The sequence below is a fragment of the Streptomyces sp. CCM_MD2014 genome, assembly GCF_000772045.1.
GTDB classification, from domain to species: domain Bacteria; phylum Actinomycetota; class Actinomycetes; order Streptomycetales; family Streptomycetaceae; genus Streptomyces; species Streptomyces salinarius.
This window is the reverse complement of record NZ_CP009754.1, coordinates 7,114,815-7,133,424: the sequence shown is the minus strand read 5'-3', so window position 1 is coordinate 7,133,424 and position 18,610 is coordinate 7,114,815. Positions and strand designations below refer to the sequence as shown.

The 18,610-nt window shown below is 70.9% G+C and carries 15 protein-coding genes; 3 read left to right on the top strand and 12 right to left on the bottom strand.

The genetic code is table 11. The annotated features are described in order from the left end of the window. Window positions 1-3 precede the first annotated feature (3 nt). Entirely contained in the window at window positions 4-453 is a 450-nt protein-coding gene (locus NI25_RS31825; protein WP_102930884.1) for a DUF948 domain-containing protein, read from the bottom strand. A gap of 166 nt (window positions 454-619) precedes the next feature. Here NI25_RS31825 and NI25_RS31820 point away from each other — a divergent pair, with 166 nt between their 5' ends. Beyond that, a complete protein-coding gene (locus NI25_RS31820; protein ID WP_061445760.1) occupies window positions 620-2,815 on the top strand; it encodes an ATP-binding protein in 2,196 nt (731 codons plus the stop codon). Between the two features lie 31 nt (window positions 2,816-2,846). Here NI25_RS31820 and rpsD read toward each other — a convergent pair whose 3' ends face one another. From rpsD to NI25_RS31795, 5 genes are all read right to left on the bottom strand, one after another. Then, window positions 2,847-3,461 (bottom strand): 30S ribosomal protein S4, encoded by a 615-nt coding sequence (gene rpsD, locus NI25_RS31815; RefSeq protein ID WP_030185023.1) that lies wholly within the window; start codon window positions 3,459-3,461, stop codon window positions 2,847-2,849. 296 nt (window positions 3,462-3,757) lie between these two features. After that, window positions 3,758-5,113 carry a replication-associated recombination protein A gene (locus NI25_RS31810; protein ID WP_061445759.1) on the bottom strand — a complete coding sequence of 452 codons (1,356 nt, stop codon included), beginning with the start codon at window positions 5,111-5,113 and terminating at the stop codon, window positions 3,758-3,760. A 44-nt stretch (window positions 5,114-5,157) separates the two neighbouring features. After that, a complete protein-coding gene (locus NI25_RS31805) occupies window positions 5,158-5,820 on the bottom strand; it encodes a vitamin K epoxide reductase family protein (RefSeq protein WP_061445758.1) in 663 nt (220 codons plus the stop codon). Window positions 5,821-6,013: 193 nt separating this feature from the next. Then, window positions 6,014-7,276, bottom strand: a complete 1,263-nt coding sequence (hisS, locus tag NI25_RS31800) for a histidine--tRNA ligase (protein WP_061445757.1) — start codon at window positions 7,274-7,276, stop codon at window positions 6,014-6,016. An 11-nt stretch (window positions 7,277-7,287) separates the two neighbouring features. Beyond that, window positions 7,288-8,004, bottom strand: a complete 717-nt coding sequence (locus NI25_RS31795; RefSeq protein ID WP_061445756.1) for an MBL fold metallo-hydrolase — start codon at window positions 8,002-8,004, stop codon at window positions 7,288-7,290. Window positions 8,005-8,187: 183 nt separating this feature from the next. Between NI25_RS31795 and NI25_RS31790 the strand changes: the two genes are divergently transcribed. After that, window positions 8,188-9,021, top strand: a complete 834-nt coding sequence (locus NI25_RS31790; RefSeq protein ID WP_061445755.1) for a peptidylprolyl isomerase — start codon at window positions 8,188-8,190, stop codon at window positions 9,019-9,021. Window positions 9,022-9,156: 135 nt separating this feature from the next. Then, the gene (locus tag NI25_RS31785) at window positions 9,157-10,386 is read left to right on the top strand and encodes a DUF349 domain-containing protein (protein WP_061445754.1); all 1,230 of its coding nucleotides are present in this window, start codon (window positions 9,157-9,159) and stop codon (window positions 10,384-10,386) included. 79 nt (window positions 10,387-10,465) lie between these two features. Here NI25_RS31785 and relA read toward each other — a convergent pair whose 3' ends face one another. From relA to ruvB, 6 genes are all read right to left on the bottom strand, one after another. Continuing rightward, entirely contained in the window at window positions 10,466-13,009 is a 2,544-nt protein-coding gene (gene relA, locus NI25_RS31780; protein ID WP_061445753.1) for a GTP pyrophosphokinase, read from the bottom strand. A 192-nt stretch (window positions 13,010-13,201) separates the two neighbouring features. Then, entirely contained in the window at window positions 13,202-13,750 is a 549-nt protein-coding gene (locus NI25_RS31775; protein ID WP_061445752.1) for an adenine phosphoribosyltransferase, read from the bottom strand. Next, complete coding sequence (gene secF, locus NI25_RS31770; RefSeq protein ID WP_061445751.1) at window positions 13,747-14,868, bottom strand: protein translocase subunit SecF; 1,122 nt, start codon at window positions 14,866-14,868, stop codon at window positions 13,747-13,749. Before secF ends, NI25_RS31775 begins: the two co-directional genes overlap by 4 nt. A 3-nt stretch (window positions 14,869-14,871) precedes the next feature. Further along, window positions 14,872-16,686, bottom strand: coding sequence for a protein translocase subunit SecD (gene secD, locus NI25_RS31765; RefSeq protein ID WP_061445750.1), 1,815 nt, complete (start codon window positions 16,684-16,686; stop codon window positions 14,872-14,874). Window positions 16,687-16,821: 135 nt separating this feature from the next. Further along, the gene (gene yajC / locus NI25_RS31760; protein ID WP_061445749.1) at window positions 16,822-17,334 is read right to left on the bottom strand and encodes a preprotein translocase subunit YajC; all 513 of its coding nucleotides are present in this window, start codon (window positions 17,332-17,334) and stop codon (window positions 16,822-16,824) included. A 175-nt stretch (window positions 17,335-17,509) separates the two neighbouring features. Further along, entirely contained in the window at window positions 17,510-18,583 is a 1,074-nt protein-coding gene (gene ruvB, locus NI25_RS31755) for a Holliday junction branch migration DNA helicase RuvB (RefSeq protein ID WP_061445748.1), read from the bottom strand. Between the last annotated feature and the right edge of the window lie 27 nt (window positions 18,584-18,610).

The following is an 18,610-nucleotide window of genomic DNA, read 5'->3' as shown; positions in this document are numbered from 1 at the left end:
CGGTCAGCCCTTCTTCCGCTTCGTCCGCCGCGCGGCCGGGAGCGTGCGTCCCACGATCACGGTGCGCCGCGCCCGGTCGGCCGGGGCGGACATGTCCTCCTTGCGACCGCCGAGTGCCCGGCGGACGCCGTACCCGAACGCCGCGACCTTGACCAGCGGGCCGCCGAAGGTGGAGGCCACGGTGGTGGACAGCGCGGAGGCGTTCGAGGTGACCTCCTGGACGTCGGAGGCGATCGCGTCGACCCGGTCGATCTGGGTCTGCGCACTGCGCACCGCCGCCGAGGCGTCGGCCAGCAGCGGGACGGCCTGGTCGGTCACGTCCGCCACGAGTTTGGTGGTCGTCCTGAGCGTCTGGGCCAGCCTCGCCAGTGCCACGGCGAGGAAGGAGACCAGGATCGCCCAGAAGACGGCCACCAGGATCCCGGCCACCTCGCCACCGGACACTGTGTGCACCCGCTCCCTGAAAGACGTGCCTTGAACATCGGGAAAGTCGTGCACCGAGCCTATCGCGCCGGGCGCGGGGCTCCGTACCCGATTCCCCGTCGCGCGCGGCGCGGTCCGGCCGAGTCGCGCGAAGCGATTGTACGGAGTGAATACGGTTCAGTACGCTCCGTGTTTCATGCGAGACCTTCGGCGCGACGGCATCCCGCACGGCAATCTACCGCTGGAGCTCGACACCTTCGTGGGCAGAGCGACCGAACTCGCGGAACTGGCCGGGGCCCTGGACTCGGCCCGGCTGGTGACGGTCACCGGGACCGGCGGTGTCGGCAAGTCCCGGCTGGCCGCACGGGCGGCCGCGCGTCGCTCGCCCCGGGACGGGGTGTGGCGGGTGGAGCTGGCGCCGGTGCGCGACGAGGAGTTCGTCGACTACGCGGTCGTGGAGGCGCTGGGCCTGACCGATCACACGACCCGGCTGCCGCGCGAGACTCTGCTGGCGCACCTGGCCGAGCGGGAACTGCTGTTGATCCTCGACGGGGTCGAGCACCTGGTGGACGCCTGCGCGTCGCTGGTGACCGACCTGCTGGGCCGCGCTCCGGGGCTCCAGGTGCTGGCCGTGGGGCGCAGACCCCTGGACGCGGCCGGGGAGCGGCTGGTGCCGCTGGCGCCGCTGGGCACGGAGGAGGCCGTGGAGCTGCTGACGGTCCGGGCCGGGCAGCTCCACGTCACCTGCGGCTACGACGCCGACCCGGACGCGGACCAGCGGGAGGTGCGCGAGCTGTGCCGGCGTCTGGACGGGATTCCGCTGGCGATCGAGCTGGCGGCGGGGCGCCTGGGCGCGCTGTCGCCGGGGCAGGTGCTGCGCCGGCTCGACGACCGGTTCCGGCTGCTGGCGGGCGGGGACCGCACCGCGCTGCCCCGGCACCGCACGCTGCGTACGGCGATCGGCTGGAGCCACGAGCTGTGCACGCCGCCGGAACGACTGCTGTGGGCGCGGCTGTCGGTGTTCGCCGGGCCGTTCGACCTGGAGGCCGCCGAGTACGTGTGCAGCGGGGACGGACTGCCTGCCGACGAGGTGCTCGACGTGCTGTCCGCGCTGCTCGCCCAGTCCGTGCTGACCCGCGAGGAGTCCCCGGCCGGGGTGCGCTACCGGATGCTCGACACGGTGCGGGCCTACGGCGCCGACTGGCTGGCGGCGGCCGGTGACGCGGACCGGCTGCGGCGGCGGCACCGGGACTGGTACGTGGGCCTGGCGACCTGGTGCGAGCTGGAGTGGTTCTCGCCGCGCCAGGCCGAGGTCGCCGCGCGGGTGGACACCGAGCTGCCGAATCTGCGCAGCGCCCTGGAGCACTGCCTGGGCGAGCCGGACGGCGCGCACCTGGGTCAGTATCTGGCGGGGGCCCTGTGGTTCCACTGGGTCGGCTGCGGGCGGCTGTCGGAGGGGCGGCACTGGCTGGAGCAGGCGGTGCGGCTGGACGCGGAGCCGACGGCGGGCGAGCAGTCCCGGCTGAAGGCGCTGTGGGTGCTCGCGTACGTGGCGATCCTCCAGGGCGACACCGTGCGCGCGATCGGGGCGCTCCAGGAGTGCCGCGAGGAGGCGGAGCGCTCGGGGAACCCGACCGCGGTGGCGTACGCGGAGCACCGCACCGGCTGCCTGGCACTGGTGCGGGACGACCTTCCGCGCGCGGAGACGCTGCTGCGCTCCGCGCTGCACCGCTACCGGGAGATCGGCGAGCTGAACAGCAACGTGCTGATGGGCCAGGTGGAGCTGGCGATGGCCCGGGCGTTCCGGGGCGATCTGCCGGACGCGGTGCGCCTGTGCGAGGACGTGCGCCAGGTGTGCGAGGACCACGGCGAGCGCTGGGCCCGTGGCTACGCCTTGTACGTCCTGGCCTACGCGGCCTGGAGCGACGGCGACCCGTTGCGCGCCCGCGAACTGCTGGCCGACTGTCTGGGCGGGGCGCACCGCTTCCGCGACCAGCTGGGCTCGGTGCTGGCGGTGGAGCTCCTCGCCCTGGTCACGGTGGCGGAGGGCGACGCGGCGGAGGCGGCGGTGCTGCAGGGCGCGGCGGGGCGGATGTGGCCGTCGGTGGGGCTCCCGCTGTTCGGGTCGGCGCACTACAACGCGCCGCACGAGCTGTGCGAGGCGGCGGCCCGGGAACAGCTGGGCGACGAACGGTACGAGCAGTGCGTACGGCACGGGGCACGGCTCGGCCGCCGGGAGGCGGTGGCGCGGGCGCTGCGCCGTCCCGGGGTGCCGGCCTCGCTGCCGGCGCCGCGCACGGCCGCCGACGGCCGGTCCGCGGCGGGTGCCCGGGCGGGGACGGCGAAGCCCGCCGCCTCGCCCACCGGGAAGGGCGGGGAGACGGCGGGCTGAGTACCGCGGGTGTACTGCGCCGGGGCTGGGATCAGCGGGCGTAGTACTCGACGACGAGCTGCTCGTCGCAGATCACCGGGATCTCCTTGCGGTTCGGCTCGCGGTCCAGGCGGAACGCCAGGGCCTTGAGGTTCACCTGGAGGTAGCGCGGGGTCTCGCCGTCGGGGGCGAAGCCACCCTCGCGGGCGATGGTGAAGAGCGTCTTCTCCTTGGAGCGCTCGCGCACCTGCACCACGTCGTCCGGGCGGACGCGGAAGGACGGCTTGTCGACCTTCTGGCCGTTGACCTGGATGTGGCCGTGGACGACCATCTGGCGGGCCTGGTAGATCGTGCGGGCGATGCCCGAACGCAGGACCAGCGCGTCGAGACGGCGCTCGAGCTCGATGACCAGGGCCTCGCCGGTCTTCATGTTGGTCTTGGAGGCACGCTCGTAGGCGCGGACGAGCTGGCGCTCGCTGAGGTCGTACTGCGCGCGCAGACGCTGCTTCTCGAGCAGACGGACCTTGTAGTCCGAGTTCTGCTTGCGGCCGCGGCCGTGCTCGCCCGGCGGGTAGGGGCGGGCCTCGAAGTACTTGACGGCCTTCGGGGTCAGCGCGATGCCGAGGGCACGCGACTTCTTGACCTTGGGGCGGGACTGGTTCGCCACTGTGTGTGTCTCTTCTCTAGATTTCCGGCTTGTCAGGGTTGTGGGAGGTCGCAATCCGCAGCCGGGGAAACCCGCCGGGTCCGCTGACGGACCTGTCGGGCAGCCGCTCCCCTGGTCTGGGCACATACGTGCAGCACGCGAGTGGCCCACCGACCGCTCCCGGAAACCGGGTGGTGGTGGGCTGCCCGCGACACCGATCGACGGTGCGCGACGCTCCTGGAACCCCGGAGGGTTCCGGCCGGTTGTCCCGTTCTGACGGCACGGGACTCGGCACTCCGGGCGATTCTACAGGCTGCTCAGGACGGCTTGCGACCGAGGTGCCCGCGGGTCCACTCCACGGCGTCCGCGTACCGGGCCTCGGCGCCGTGCCGGGTCGGCGTGTAGTACGTGCGGTCCTTGAGCCCGTCCGGGGCGTACTGCTGGGCGGCGATGCCCTCGGGCAGGTCGTGCGGGTACACGTACCCCTGCCCGTGCCCCAGCTTGCCGGCGCCCTTGTAGTGGCTGTCGCGCAGGTGGGCGGGGACCGGCCCGGCGTGGCCCTTGCGCACGTCGTCCAGGGCGGCGCCGATGGCGGTGGTCGCCGCGTTGGACTTGGGGGCCAGGGCCAGGGCGATGGTGGCGTGGCTGAGGGTGAGGGAGGCCTCCGGGAAGCCGATCATCGCGACGGCCTGGGCGGCGGCGACGGCGATCTGCAGCGCGTTCGGATCGGCGAGGCCGATGTCCTCGCTGGCGGAGATCATCAGGCGCCGGGCGATGAAGCGGGGGTCCTCGCCGGCCTCGATCATCCGGGCCAGGTAGTGCAGGGCGGCGTCGACGTCGGAGCCGCGGATGGACTTGATCAGGGCGCTGGCGACGTCGTAGTGCTGGTCGCCGTCGCGGTCGTACTTCACCGCGGCCCGGTCGACCGTCTCCTCCAGCGTGGTCAGGCCGATCTCCGCCTCGCCCTTGTCGAGCGCGGCCCCGGCGGCGGCCTCGAGCGCGGTCAGCGCGCGCCGGGCGTCCCCGCCGGCGATGCGCAGCAGGTGCTCCTCGGTGTCCCCGGGGAGGGTGAGGGCGCCCTTGAGGCCCCGCTCGTCGGTCAGGGCGCGGCGCAGCAGGCCCCGGACGTCGTCGTCGGTGAGGGGTTCGAGGGTGAGCAGGAGGGAGCGGGAGAGCAGGGGGGAGATCACCGAGAAGTACGGGTTCTCGGTGGTGGCGGCGATCAGGGTGACCCAGCGGTTCTCGACGGCCGGGAGCAGGGAGTCCTGCTGGGCCTTGCTGAAGCGGTGGATCTCGTCGAGGAAGAGGACGGTCTCCTTGCCGTACCCGCCGACGGCGCGGCGGGCGCCGTCGATGACCGCGCGGACCTCCTTGACGCCCGCGGTGATCGCCGACAGCTCCACGAACCGCTTGTTGGTGGCCTTGGAGACGACGTACGCCAGGGTGGTCTTGCCGGTGCCCGGCGGGCCCCAGAGGATGACCGAGGACGGCCCCGCCGGGCCGGACGCGCCCTCGCCGACCAGGCGGCGCAGGGGGGATCCGGGCTTGAGCAGGTGCTGCTGGCCGACGACCTCGTCGAGGGTGCGCGGGCGCATCCGCACGGCGAGGGGGCTGCCGGTCGGGTCCTTCTCCTGGCGTTCTTCGGCTGCGGCGGTGAACAGATCGGGCTCCACGCCTTGAACCCTAAATCAACGGACTGACAACGCGACGGGGGCTGTCAGCTGGTCCAGAAGTCCCACCAGCGGGTGAGGATCATCATGCCGATGATGCCGATGTGCAGCACCGGCAGGACCCAGGTGAACTCGCCGAAGAAGCCGCGCAGCCAGTTCGGCGCGGGCAGGAAGCCCTTGCGGACGTTGAAGGAGGTCACGTACCAGAACATCAGGATCGTGGCGACCCAGGCCAGGCAGCACCACAGGCACAGCGAGTTGATCCGGTACAGGGACTCGAACTGCAGCCAGGAGACGAAACCGACGCCGAACAGACAGCCGGCGTTGAAGGTGAGCCAGTACCAGCGCGGGAAGGTGGCGCGGGCGAGCAGGCTCATGCCGACGCAGATGACGATGCCGTAGGCGACGAGGCCGAGCATCGGGTTGGGGAAGCCGAAGGCGGAGGCCTGGTCGCTCTCCATGATGTTGCCGCAGGAGACGACCGGGTTGAGGCTGCAGCCGGGCGTGAAGGTGGTGCCGGCGACCTTGGCCTCGAGGATCTTCTGCTTGTCGATCGTGATGACCCAGGCGGCGAGCAGTCCGGCCGCGCCCGTGATCACCAGCAGCAGGGCGAGGGCGCGGCTGCCGCCCTCGGTGCGCGGGGTGCGGGTGCTGCCGTCCGGCGCGGACTCTGCCACGGTGGAGACGTCCTTCACTGTCGTCTTGCTCATCACGCCGATTCCGTCACTGGGGAGTGGGACCTGCTTCGGGCAGGGGCCATTGTGCCGCACGACCCTGTAGGGGCACCGTTCGATGAGCCTATGAACGGATCGGCGATCACTCCGGAGCGGCGCGTTTTGGCCACCCTCCGTTCCCCAGGGGCACGCGCGAGCGAAAACGCGTGCCCCGGAAGGGTGGCGCGGGTCAGCCGAGCCTCGACTCCAGCTCCGCCACGATCTCGTTGACGCCGATCGCGGTCTGCTCGCCGGACTCCATGTCCTTGAGCTGGACGACGCCCTCGGCCAGGTCGCGCTCGCCCAGCACCAGGGCGTAGCGGGCGCCCGAGCGGTTGGCCGCCTTCATCGCGGCCTTGAGGCCCTTGCCGCCGTAGGAGAAGTCGGCGGCGACGCCGTTCTTGCGCAGCTCGGTGACCTTGGCGAACAGGACCCGGCGGGCCTCCTCGCCGAGCGGGACGGCGAAGACGGAGGTGGCGGACGGGATGTCCAGTTCGATGCCCTCCGCCTCCAGGGCGAGGACGGTGCGGTCGACGCCGAGGGCCCAGCCGACCGAGGGCAGGGAGGGGCCGCCGATCATCTCGGACAGTCCGTCGTAGCGGCCGCCGCCGCCCACCGCGGACTGGGAGCCCAGGCCGTCGTGGACGAACTCGAAGGTCGTGCGCGTGTAGTAGTCCAGGCCGCGCACCAGCTTCGGGTCGTCCTCGAAGACCACGCCCGCCGCCGTGATCAGCTCGCGCACCTCCTCGTGGTACGCCTTGCAGGCGTCGCACAGGTAGTCGCGCAGCAGCGGGGCGTCGGTGAGCTGCTTCTGCACGTCCGGGCGCTTGTCGTCCAGGACGCGCAGCGGGTTGATCTCGGCGCGGCGCAGCGTCTCCTCGTCCAGGTCGAGACCGCGCAGGAAGTCCTGGAGCGCGGCCCGGTAGACGGGACGGCACTCCTTGTCGCCCAGGGAGTTGAGCAGGATGCGGAAGTTCTGCAGGCCGAGGGCGCGGTACGACTGGTCGGCCAGGATGATCAGTTCGGCGTCCAGGGCCGGGTCCTCGGCACCGATCGCCTCGGCGCCGACCTGGGAGAAGTGGCGGTAACGGCCCTTCTGGGGGCGCTCGTAGCGGTACTGCGAGCCCGAGTACCAGACCTTCACCGGCAGGTTGCCCGCCTTGTGCAGGTTGGCCTCCAGGACCGCGCGCAGTACGGGGGCGGTGGTCTCCGGGCGCAGGGCGAGGCGGTCGCCGCCCTTGGTCTCGAAGACGTACATCTCCTTGGTCACGATGTCGGTCGACTCGCCGACGCCGCGGGCGAACAGCTCGACGTTCTCGAAGCCGGGCGTCTCGATGTAGCCGTAGCCGGAGTTGCGCAGCGGGGCGGCGATCGCCTCGCGGACGGCCAGGAACTTGGCGGAGTCGGGCGGCAGCAGGTCGTACGTGCCCTTGGGGGCCTTGAAGGTGCTCACGGAAGGTCTCGTCACATTCCTCGTCGGGGCGCGTTCGGAGCGCTGTTCCCTTGGCGGCCTGCGGCCACTTGCCGCAAGTACGGGTTGGTGGCGCGCTCCTGGCCGATGGTCGTCTGGGGGCCGTGTCCGGACAGCACCACGGTCGAGTCGTCGAGCGGCAGGCACACGCGTGCCAGGGACTCGAGCATGTCGTCCATGGAGCCACCGGGGAAGTCGGTGCGTCCGATGGAGCCGGCGAACAGCAGGTCGCCCGAGAACATCACCGGCGGGATGTCCGCCGACTCGGGCAGGCCAAAGGTCACCGACCCCTTGGTATGGCCCGGCGCGTGCGCGACCGACAGCTTCAGACCCGCCAGCTCGAGCTGCGCGCCGTCGGTCAGCTCCTTGACGTCGTCCGGCTCCCCGACGGTCAGCTCGCCCATGAGCGGCATGCCGATGGTGCGGCCGATGCCCTTCTCGGGGTCGCTCATCATGTAGCGGTCCTCGGGGTGGATCCAGGCCGGCACGTCGTGGGCGCCGCACACCGGGACGACCGAGGCGACGTGGTCGATGTGGCCGTGGGTGAGGACGACGGCGACGGGCTTGAGCCGATGCTTGCGGATCGCGTCCTCGACTCCGGGGGCCGCCTGGTGGCCCGGGTCGATGATCACGCACTCCTCACCGGCGGCGGGGGCGACGAGGTAACAGTTCGTTCCCCAGGCACCGGCGGGGAACCCGGCAATGAGCACGATCGTCCTTCGTTTGGGTCGGTACGGGTGGGCTTGCGAACCGGTCGCGCCCATGGTCAGAGCCTACCGGCGGTGCCGATTCCTCAGCGAACCCATATACGGTACGGGGCTACACGCCCACGGTCGGCTCATCGCACCCACGCGTACCGGTCGGCACACGAAGACGCATGAGGAGAGAACCCGGTGGTCAGCCAGGAGCAGCGGCGGCGTCAGCTCGCCCGGGAGAAGTTCTTGCGGCAGCAGCAGCGACGTACGTCCGCGCGACGCAAGGCGCGCATGCGCAACGCCGCGATCGCGTCCGTGCTGGGCGTGATCCTGATCGGCAGCGTCGCGCTGTACACGACCGGCGTGGTCCTGGGGGACGACGACAGCAAGACGAACGCGAGCGCGGAGGTCACTCCGAGCGCCTCGGCGACCAGCAAGGCTCCGGACCCGTGCGACAAGCCGGCCGAGGGCAAGGTCAAGACGCAGACCTGGAAGAAGGAACCTGCGCTGACCATCGACAAGTCGGCGAAGTACACGATGAAGCTGGAGACCACGTGCGGTGACATAGACATCGCACTGAAGGCGAAGGCGGCACCGCACACCGTCAACTCGTTCGACTTCCTGGCGGGCAAGGGCTACTTCGACCACACCAAGTGCCACCGGCTCACCACCGAGGGCATCTACGTCCTCCAGTGCGGCGACCCCACCGCCAAGGGCAACGGCGGTCCCGGCTACAACATCCCGGACGAGAACCTGAAGGACGAGAGCCTCAAGGACAACACGTACCCGGCGGGCACGGTGGCGATGGCCAACACCGGGCAGCCGGACTCCGGCGGCAGCCAGTTCTTCCTCGTGTACCAGGACAGCCAGCTGCCTCCGAGCTACACGCCGTTCGGCACCGTCTCGAAGGAGGGCATGGCGGTCCTGAAGAAGATCGCCTCCGCCGGAGCCCAGCCCGCGGACCCGACGACGGGCAACACCGCCCCCAACGCGACGGTCGTGATCGACAAGGCCACGGTCACCACATCCTGACGCTCATCAGCGAAAGTTCGGTCGTGCGGGATGCGGACAGGCCCCCCGCCGGTCGCCTATGTTGGCCGTGACGAAACTGTGGACGATGCCCGGGGGTAGCGAAGCCCTCCGCAGGCATCATGTGGAGGAGGCGCTGTGAGCAGCGACCCGTGGGGCCGCGTCGACGAGACGGGGACCGTGTACGTGCGTACGGCCGACGGCGAAAAGGTCGTCGGATCCTGGCAGGCAGGCTCCCCCGAGGAGGCGCTGGCCTACTTCGAACGCAAGTACGAAGGCCTGGTTGTCGAGATCGGCCTCCTCGAGAAGCGCGTGAAGACCACCGACCTGTCGGCCAAGGACGCCCAGACCGCCGTCGACCACCTGCGCGAGCAGGTGGACGCGCACCACGCGGTCGGCGACCTGGACGCGCTGCGGGCCCGGCTGGACAAGCTCGTCGCGCTCGTGGAGACCCGCCGCGAGGAGCGCAAGGCCCAGCGGGCCAAGCAGTCCGACGAGGCGCGCAGCGCCAAGGAGGCCCTGGTCGCCGAGGCGGAGGAACTGGCGCGCTCGGACCAGTGGCGGGCCGCCGGTGAGCGGCTGCGGTCGCTGGTGGACACCTGGAAGGGCCTGCCGCGCCTGGACCGCAAGTCCGACGACGAGCTGTGGCACCGCTTCTCGCACGCGCGCTCGGCGTTCTCCAAGCGCCGCAAGCAGCACTTCGCGCAGCTCGACGCGCAGCGCGAGGAGGCCCGCCGGACCAAGGAGCGGCTGGTCTCCGAGGCCGAGGCCCTGTCGAACTCGACGGACTGGGGTCCGACGGCCGCGCGCTACCGCGACCTGATGTCCGAGTGGAAGGCCGCCGGCCGCGCCCAGCGCGAGCACGAGGACGACCTGTGGAATCGCTTCCGCGGCGCCCAGGACGTGTTCTTCGCGGCCCGCAGCTCGGTCTTCGCCGAGCGGGACGCCGAGCAGGCGGAGAACCTGAAGCTCAAGGAGGAGCTGGCCGAGGAGGCCGAGAAGCTCGTCCCGGTCACCGATCTGAAGGCGGCCCGCGCCGCTTTCCGTTCGGTGAACGAGCGCTGGGAGGCCATCGGCCACGTGCCGCGCGACGCCCGGCCCAAGGTCGAGGGGCGGATGCACGCGGTCGAGCGGGCGCTCCAGGAGGCCGAGGAGGCCGAGTGGCGCCGGACCAACCCGGAGGCACGCGCGCGTGCCGAGGGCCTGACCGGTCAGCTCCAGGCCGCCGTGGACAAGCTGCGCTCCCAGATCGAGCAGGCGCGCAGCCAGGGCAACGACGCCAAGGCCGACAAGCTCGCCCGCGAGCTGGAGGGCCGCCAGGCACTCCTCGACCAGGCGCTCAAGGGGCTGCACGAGTTCGGCGGCTGACGGCCGCGGACCACATACGAGAGGGGCTTCCGTACGGTGCGTACGGAAGCCCCTCTCGTGTGTGCGCCTGCGCGGCCCGCTACGACGGCCTGCGCGCCGAAGTCACCCGGTACACGTCGTAGACGCCCTCGACGCCGCGTACGGCCTTCAGGACGTGGCCCAGGTGCTTCGGGTCGCCCATCTCGAAGGTGAACCGGGAGGTGGCGACCCGGTCGCGGGAGGTCTGGACGGCCGCCGAGAGGATGTTGACGTGCTGGTCGGACAGCACCCGGGTGACGTCCGACAGGAGCCGGGAGCGGTCCAGGGCCTCCACCTGGATGGCGACCAGGAAGACCGAGGACTGCGTGGGCGCCCACTCGACCTCGAGGATGCGCTCGGGTTCCCGGGACAGCGAGTCGACGTTCACGCAGTCGCTGCGGTGGACGGAGACGCCGCTGCCGCGGGTGACGAAGCCGATGATCGGGTCGCCGGGGACGGGCGTGCAGCAGCGGGCCAGCTTGACCCACACGTCCTCGACGCCCTTGACGACCACGCCCGGGTCGGCGTTCGCCCGGCGCTTGCGGCCACGGCCCCGGGACGGCGGAACCGACTCGTCGATCTCCTCGGTGGCGGCCTCCTCGCCGCCGAGCGCCTGGACGAGCTTCTGCACGATGTTCGGCGCGGAGACATGGCCCTCGCCGATCGCCGCGTAGAGCGCGGAGATGTCCGAGTAGCGCATCTCGTGCGCGAGCGTGACCAGCGAGTCGCCGGTGAGGATGCGCTGGATCGGCAGGTTCTGCTTGCGCATCGCGCGGACGATGGCGTCCTTGCCCTGCTCGATCGCCTCGTCCCGGCGCTCCTTGGAGAACCAGGCGCGGATCTTGTTGCGGGCGCGCGGCGACTTCACGAAGCCCAGCCAGTCGCGGGAGGGTCCCGCGCCGGCCGCCTTGGAGGTGAAGACCTCCACCAGGTCGCCGTTGTCCAGGGTGGACTCCAGCGGCACCAGCCGTCCGTTGACCCGCGCCCCTATGGTGCGGTGGCCGACCTCGGTGTGGACGGCGTAGGCGAAGTCCACGGGGGTGGCGCCGGCGGGGAGCGCTATGACGTCGCCCTTGGGGGTGAAGACGAAGACCTCGTTGCGGGACAGGTCGAAGCGCAGGGACTCCAGGAACTCGCCGGGGTCCTCCGTCTCCTTCTGCCAGTCGAGCAACTGGCGCAGCCACGCCATGTCGTTGAGGTGGTCGTCCTTGCTCTTGCCGGACGCCTTGGGTGCGTCGGTGCGCACCTTGGAGGCACCGGCGACGGCCTCCTGCTTGTACTTCCAGTGCGCGGCGATGCCGTACTCCGCGCGGCGGTGCATGTCGAAGGTGCGGATCTGCAGCTCGACCGGCTTGCCGCCGGGCCCGATGACCGTCGTGTGCAGCGACTGGTACATGTTGAACTTGGGCATCGCGATGTAGTCCTTGAACCGCCCCGGAACCGGGTTCCAGCGGGCGTGGACCGTGCCGAGCGCCGCGTAGCAGTCGCGGACGGTGTCCACCAGGACGCGGATGCCCACCAGGTCGTAGATCTCCGCGAAGTCCCGGCCGCGGACGATCATCTTCTGGTAGACGCTGTAGTAGTGCTTGGGTCGGCCGGTGACGGTCGCCTTGATGCGGGCCGAACGCAGGTCCTGCTGGACCTCGTCGGTGACGACGGCGAGGTACTCGTCGCGCTTGGGGGCGCGCTCGGCGACCAGGCGGACGATCTCGTCGTACATCTTGGGGTAGAGGATCGCGAAGGCCAGGTCCTCCAGCTCCCACTTGATGGTGTTCATGCCCAGCCGGTGGGCGAGCGGCGCGTAGATCTCCAGGGTCTCGCGCGCCTTCTTCTCCTGCTTCTCGCGCTTGAGGTACCGCATGGTGCGCATGTTGTGCAGGCGGTCGGCGAGCTTGATGACCAGGACGCGCGGGTCCTTGGCCATGGCGACGACCATCTTGCGCACGGTCTCGGCCTGCGCGGCCTCGCCGAACTTGACCTTGTCCAGCTTGGTGACGCCGTCGACGAGCAGGGTGACCACGTCGCCGAAGTCGCGGCGCAGGTCCTCCAGGCCGTACTCGGTGTCCTCGACGGTGTCGTGCAGCAGCCCGGCCATCAGCGTGGCCGGGTCCATGCCGAGCTCGGCGAGGATGGTGGTGACGGCGAGCGGGTGCGTGATGTACGGGTCGCCGCTCTTGCGCTTCTGGCCGCGGTGCCAGCGTTCGGCGACCTGGTAGGCGCGCTCGATCTGGCGCAGGGTCGCCGTCTCGATCTTGGGGTCGTTGCCGCGCACTATGCGCAGCAGCGGCTCCAGGACCGGGTTGTACGGGTTGGCGCGCTGCACGCCGAGGCGGGCGAGGCGGGCGCGGACGCGGTTGGAGGAGCCGGAGCGGGTGGGCTGCCCGGCGGGGGTGCGGACCACGGGCGCGTTCTGCGGGCGCTCGGACGGCAGCGGCTTGGGGCGCGGCTGCTGCTCCGCGGGCTTGTCGACCGGCGCGGACGCGGCGTGCTGGATCGGCCCGCGCGTGTCGTTCTTCGCCTGGGGCGCGCTCGGCGCGGGCTTCGCCGCGGACGCCGAGGCGGACTCGGGCTTTGCGGCGGTCAGTGGCTGGGCCTCGTCTGGCAAGAGGACTCCTCGTGCGCGATCCGGGTCCCCCGGTCAGGCTCCGGATACCCCATGGTAGCGATCCTGCCCTCGGGGATCGCCTTCTGGCCGATGTGAGGGCCTGTGACGTCTGTGAGGGCCGTCAGTGTCTGCAACGCCTGAGGCGGGCGCCGGATTCCTCCGGGCCCGCCTCCGACGTGCGGTGTGCGCGGTTCAGACCGTGAGCAGCGCCTTCAGCGGTGCCCCGGCCAGGGCCGGCTCCAGCCGGGCCCGTCCGCCGAGGAAGCCCAGCTCCATCAGGACGGCGAGGCCCGCGACCTCGGCACCGGCCCGGCGGATCAGCTCCAGCGAGGCCTCGGCGGTGCCGCCGGTGGCGAGGACGTCGTCGACGACCAGCACGCGGTCGCCCGCGCTCAGGTCCTCGGCGTGCACCTCGATCTCGGCGGAGCCGTACTCCAGGTCGTAGGCCTGGCTGAGCGTGGCTCCGGGGAGCTTGCCCGCCTTGCGTACGGGGATGAAGCCGAGTCCCGCCCGCAGGGCCACCGGCGCGCCCAGGATGAAGCCGCGGGCCTCCAGGCCGACGACCTTGGTGGCACCGGTCTCCCCGGCGACCCCGGCGAGGGCGTCGGTCAGGGCGGTGAAGGCCGCCGGGTCCGCCAGCAGCGGGGTGATGTCCTTGAACACCACACCCGGCTCCGGGTAGTCGGCCACGTCCCGGATGCGGCTGAGCAGCAGCTCCGTGAGGCCGGTCGTCCCGGTCATCGGCGCTTCCCCGAGGGCCGGCCGCGTCCCCTGCCGCGGGAGGTGGGCTGGTTGCGGGGGCCGACGACCGCGGGTGCCGTGTCGTCGCTCTCGTCGTCCGCGTACGGTGCCTCGTCCGCGGCGGCCGGTGCCTGCTCGCCCTTGGCCGCCCCTTGGGCACGCTTGGCGAGGACCCGCTTCTTGAGGGCCTTCATCTGCGGCTCGGCCTCCTTGAGGTCGGCGACGAGCGGCGTGGCGATGAAGATCGACGAGTAGGCGCCCGCGGCGAGGCCGACGAACAGCGACAGCGAGATGTCGTTGAGCATGCCGGCGCCGAGGACACCGCCGCCGATGAACAGCAGGCCCGCCACCGGCAGCAGCGCGACCACCGTGGTGTTGATGGAGCGGACCAGGGTGCTGTTGATCGAGCGGTTGGCGATCTCCGCGTAGGTCCAGCGGGTCTGCTTCGTGATGTCCTTCGTCTGCTCCTTGAGGCTGTCGAAGACGACGACCGTGTCGTAGAGCGAGTAACCGAGGATCGTCAGCAGACCGATCACCGTGCCCGGTGTGACCTCGAAGCCCACGAGGGCGTAGATGCCGACCGTGATGGTGATGTCGTGGATCAGGGCGACGAAGGCGGCCAGTGCCATCCGCCACTCGAACGCGATCGCCAGGTAGATCACCACGAGGACCATGAAGATCCCGAGGCCCTGCCAGGCCTTGTTCGCGATCTGGTCGCCCCAGCTGGGACCGACCAGGTCGGCGTTGATCTTCTCCGCCGGGACGTCCAGCTTCCCGGAGAGGTCTTCCTTGATCTGGTCCGACTGCCGGGTGTCGGTGCCCGCGATCTGGATGCGGAGGCTGCCGTCACCGAGCTTCTGCACGATGGCGTCGTGGCCGGAGGCGTCCTCCGCCCAGGTCTCGGTCTGGGCGACCGAGGCGCTCATGTTCTTCGGGGTGGTGAAGACCGCGCCGCCCTGGAACTCGATGCCCATGTGCAGTCCGCGCACCGCCAGGCCGACGATGGCCGTGATGGTGATGAGGATCGAGATGCCGTACCAGATCTTGCGGTTCTTGACGAAGTCGTAGCCGACCTCGCCGTGGTGCAGTCGGGCGCCGAGTGTGCCGAGCTTCGACATCTCTCACGCCTCCTTCGGGTCGACAGGGCCGGCGGCAGGACGGGACGGACGGCGGGTGCGGCGCAGCGGGGGCTTGGCACCCAGGGCCTTCGGGTCGAGGCCGGACCACTTGTGACCGCTCGAGAAGAACCTGCGCCGGGCCATCAGCGTCAGCAGCGGCTTGGTGAAGAGGAACACCACGACCACGTCGAGCAGGGTCGTCAGACCGAGCGTGAACGCGAAGCCCTGCACCTTGCCGACGGTGACGATGAAGAGCACCGCGGCGGCGAGGAAGGACACGAAGTCCGAGACGAGGATGGTGCGCCGGGCGCGGGGCCAGGCCCGCTCGACCGCGGGACGCAGCGTGCGGCCTTCCCGGATCTCGTCGCGGACGCGTTCGAAGTACACGATGAACGAGTCCGCCGTGATGCCGATGGCGACGATGGCACCGCACACGGCCGGCAGGTTCAGCGCGAAGCCGATGGTCGGGCCGAGCAGCGACATGATCACGTAGGTGAGGCCCGCCGAGACCATCAGCGAGGCGACGGCGATGAACGACAGACCGCGGTAGTAGAACAGCAGGTAGAGGATGACCAGGGCGAGGCCGATCGCGCCCGCGATCAGACCGGCCTGGAGCTGCTCGCCGCCGAGCGCGGCGGTCACGGTGGTGACGCTGTCCTCCTTGAAGGTCAGCGGCAGCGCGCCGTAGGACAGCATGTTGGCGAGGCTCTGGGCCTCCTCCTGGTCGAAGCTGCCGGAGATCTCCGCGTTGCCGCCGGTGAGCCTCTGGCTGACGTACGGGTCGGAGACGACCTCGTTGTCCAGGACGATGGCGAACTGGTTCTGCGGGGACTGCTTCTGGGCAAGCTGACCGGTGATGTCCGCGAACTTCTTGCTGCCCTTGTCCGTGAACTTCATCGTCACGGTCCAGCCGGCGGCGGTCTGCGTGTTGTAGACGGCGTCGGCCTTGTCGACCTCGGTGCCGTCGACCGCGGCGGGGCCGAGGATGTACTTCTGCCACTGGCCCTGCGCGTTCTGGCCGCAGGCCACCGTCGAGTCGCCCGGCTTGGCGCCCTTGCCGGCCTTGGCGCGGGCGTTGGCGTCGGTGCAGTCCAGGGCCGCGTACTGCTGCTGCACCTTGGCGGCCGCGTCGTCGCCGGAGGCGCTGGCGCTCGGGGACGGGGAAGCGCCGTCGGAGCTCTTCGCGGACGGGCTGGGGTCGGCCTTGAGGGCGTCGCTCGCGGCGCGGCCCTGGGTGGTGGCGCTGGCCGACGCGGGGTCGGACGGCGTGCCGCTGGCGGGCTTGTCGCCGTCGGTGGCCTTGTCGCCGTCGGTGGCCTTCTCGGTCGCCTTGTCCGTGGCCTTGTCGGTCGCCTTGTCCGAGGCGCCGCCGGTCTCGCTCGGCGAGGGGCTGCCGGTCGCGTTGGCGCCGGAGAGCTCAGTGGCGACGACCGGACGGAAGTACAGCTTGGCGGTGGTGCCGACCTGCTCCCGGGCTTCCTTCGAGTTCGTCCCCTTGGGGATGTTGACGATGATGTTCCGGTCGCCCTGGGTCTGGACCTCGGCTTCGGAAACGCCCAGACCGTTGACACGGCGGTTCATGATCTCGACCGCGGTGTCCATGTTGGTCTTGTTGATCGCGGACTCCTGGCCGGCCTCCGGGACGGCCCGGAGCGTGATGCTCGTGCCGCCTGCCAGGTCGATGCCGAGACGCGGAGTCGTGTGTCCGGAGGCGAACATGCCCCCGGTGAGCGCCACGATGGCGATCAGGATCAGGGCCAGCGAGCGCCCGGGCTTACTCTGAGCGCTCGCATTCTTTCCCTTTTTAGGTGCTACCACCTTTGTGTACTCCCTCTCGGGCCGCTTGGCGCCCAGAAGGCGTCACCGGCGGCCATCACATGGTGTCCGGATCCGTGCGAGCCGCGCGTCACGCGGGGTGCGCGGGAACCCGTCCCGCGCACCCCGGGGCACGGCTTACTTCGCCTCGGAACCGCCGTCGGACTTCTTCGCCTTCTCGTCCGTCTTCGCCTCGGCGGGCGCGGCGTCGGCCGTCGGCTCGTCGGCCGTCTCGTCGGCAGGCTCTTCGGCCTTCTTGCCGAGGTCGACGGACTTCTCGTCGGAGGAGGCGTCGGCGGGGGCGTCGGTCTCGGTGAGGGAGGAGGCGTCGTCGGGGACGACGTCCGCGTCGGACTTCAGGTCGTGCTCGATGCCGTGGACGATGCGGTTGTACTCGTCGTCGGTGAGGACGGCGCCGATGCTGTTCTTCGCGAAGAGCAGCTCGACTCCGGGGCCGGCGTCGAGGAGGACCGTGTCGTCGTTGACCTCCTTGACCGTGGCGTACATGCCCCCGATGGTGCGGACGCCGGAACCGGGCTGCATCTGGTTCCGCATGTCGGCGGCCTGCTGCTGCTTCTTCTTCGCCGACCGCGTCATCAGGAACATGGCCCCGATGAGCACGATGAACGGGAGGAGGGTCACGAGACTCACGGGTCGGTACTTCCTTCACACGACCGCGATGGTGAGCGGCCTGATGGTTGGGGGTGTGTACACCGCCGACAAGGGCGGCATCGGCGGAGTCTAGGCGAGTCCGCGCGCATGGAACAACGCCCAGCATGGCACCGGGGTTCCTGCTCCGGCGAATGTGCCTCGCGTGAGCGGGTCGTCACGCCCCGAACAAGTCCTGTTGTCCGTTTCCTGAACTCTGTGAACGCGGCGGGGTGAGGCCGAGATGTGCCCATGCGGCCGGAGTGGCCACCCGCCCGCGAGGGGTGCGGGCGAGCAGTCCCTCCCGTACGAGGAAGGGTTCGGCGACCTCTTCCACTGTCTCACGCTCCTCCCCCACGGCGACGGCCAGCGTGGACAGGCCGACCGGGCCGCCGCCGAACAGCTTGAGGAGGGCCTCCAGCACGCCCCGGTCGAGGCGGTCCAGGCCCCGGGCGTCGACCTCGTAGACGGCGAGGGCGGCCGCGGCGATCTCCTGGGTGATCAGGCCGTCGGCCTTGACCTGGGCGTAGTCGCGGACCCGGCGCAGCAGGCGGTTGGCGATGCGGGGGGTGCCGCGGGAGCGGCCGGCGATCTCGGCGGCGCCGGTGGGGTCGATCTCGACGTCGAGCAGGCCGGCCGAGCGGTGGATCACGCGTTCCAGTTCGGCCGGCCCGTAGAACTCCATGTGGGCGGTGAAGCCGAAGCGGTCGCGCAGCGGGGGCGGCAGCAGGCCCGCGCGCGTGGTGGCGCCGACCAGGGTGAACGGCGGCAGCTCCAGGGGGATGGCGGTGGCGCCGGGGCCCTTGCCGACGACGACGTCGACGCGGAAGTCCTCCATCGCCATGTAGAGCATCTCTTCGGCGGGCCGCGACATGCGGTGGATCTCGTCGAGGAAGAGGACCTCGCCCTCCTGGAGGGAGGAGAGGATCGCCGCGAGGTCGCCGGCGTGCTGGATGGCGGGGCCCGAGGTGATGCGGATGGGGGCTTCCATCTCGGCCGCGATGATCATCGAGAGGGTGGTCTTGCCGAGGCCGGGGGCGCCGGAGAGCAGCACGTGGTCGGCGGTGGCCCCCCGCGCGCGTGCGGCGCGCAGCACCAGGTCGAGCTGTTCGCGCACCTTCTCCTGGCCGATGAACTCGCCCAGGTCCTTGGGGCGCAGGGCGGCCTCCACGGCCTGGTCCTCGCCGTCGGCGACAGCGCCCACCAGCCGCTCGGCGGCGGCCTCCGCGTCGGTCGTGTCGTCCCAGTTCACTTCGTTCTCCTTGCCGTGGCGCACCGG

What these genes read in the sequence shown, in the direction of transcription:
- NI25_RS31820 (WP_061445760.1), top strand. Translation starts at nt 620, where the DNA reads ATGCGAGACCTTCGGCGCGACGGCATCCCGCACGGCAATCTACCGCTG.
- NI25_RS31805 (WP_061445758.1), bottom strand. Translation starts at nt 5,820, where the DNA reads ATGAGCAAGACGACAGTGAAGGACGTCTCCACCGTGGCAGAGTCCGCG.
- NI25_RS31775 (WP_061445752.1), bottom strand. Translation starts at nt 13,750, where the DNA reads ATGACCGGGACGACCGGCCTCACGGAGCTGCTGCTCAGCCGCATCCGG.
- secF (WP_061445751.1), bottom strand. Translation starts at nt 14,868, where the DNA reads ATGTCGAAGCTCGGCACACTCGGCGCCCGACTGCACCACGGCGAGGTC.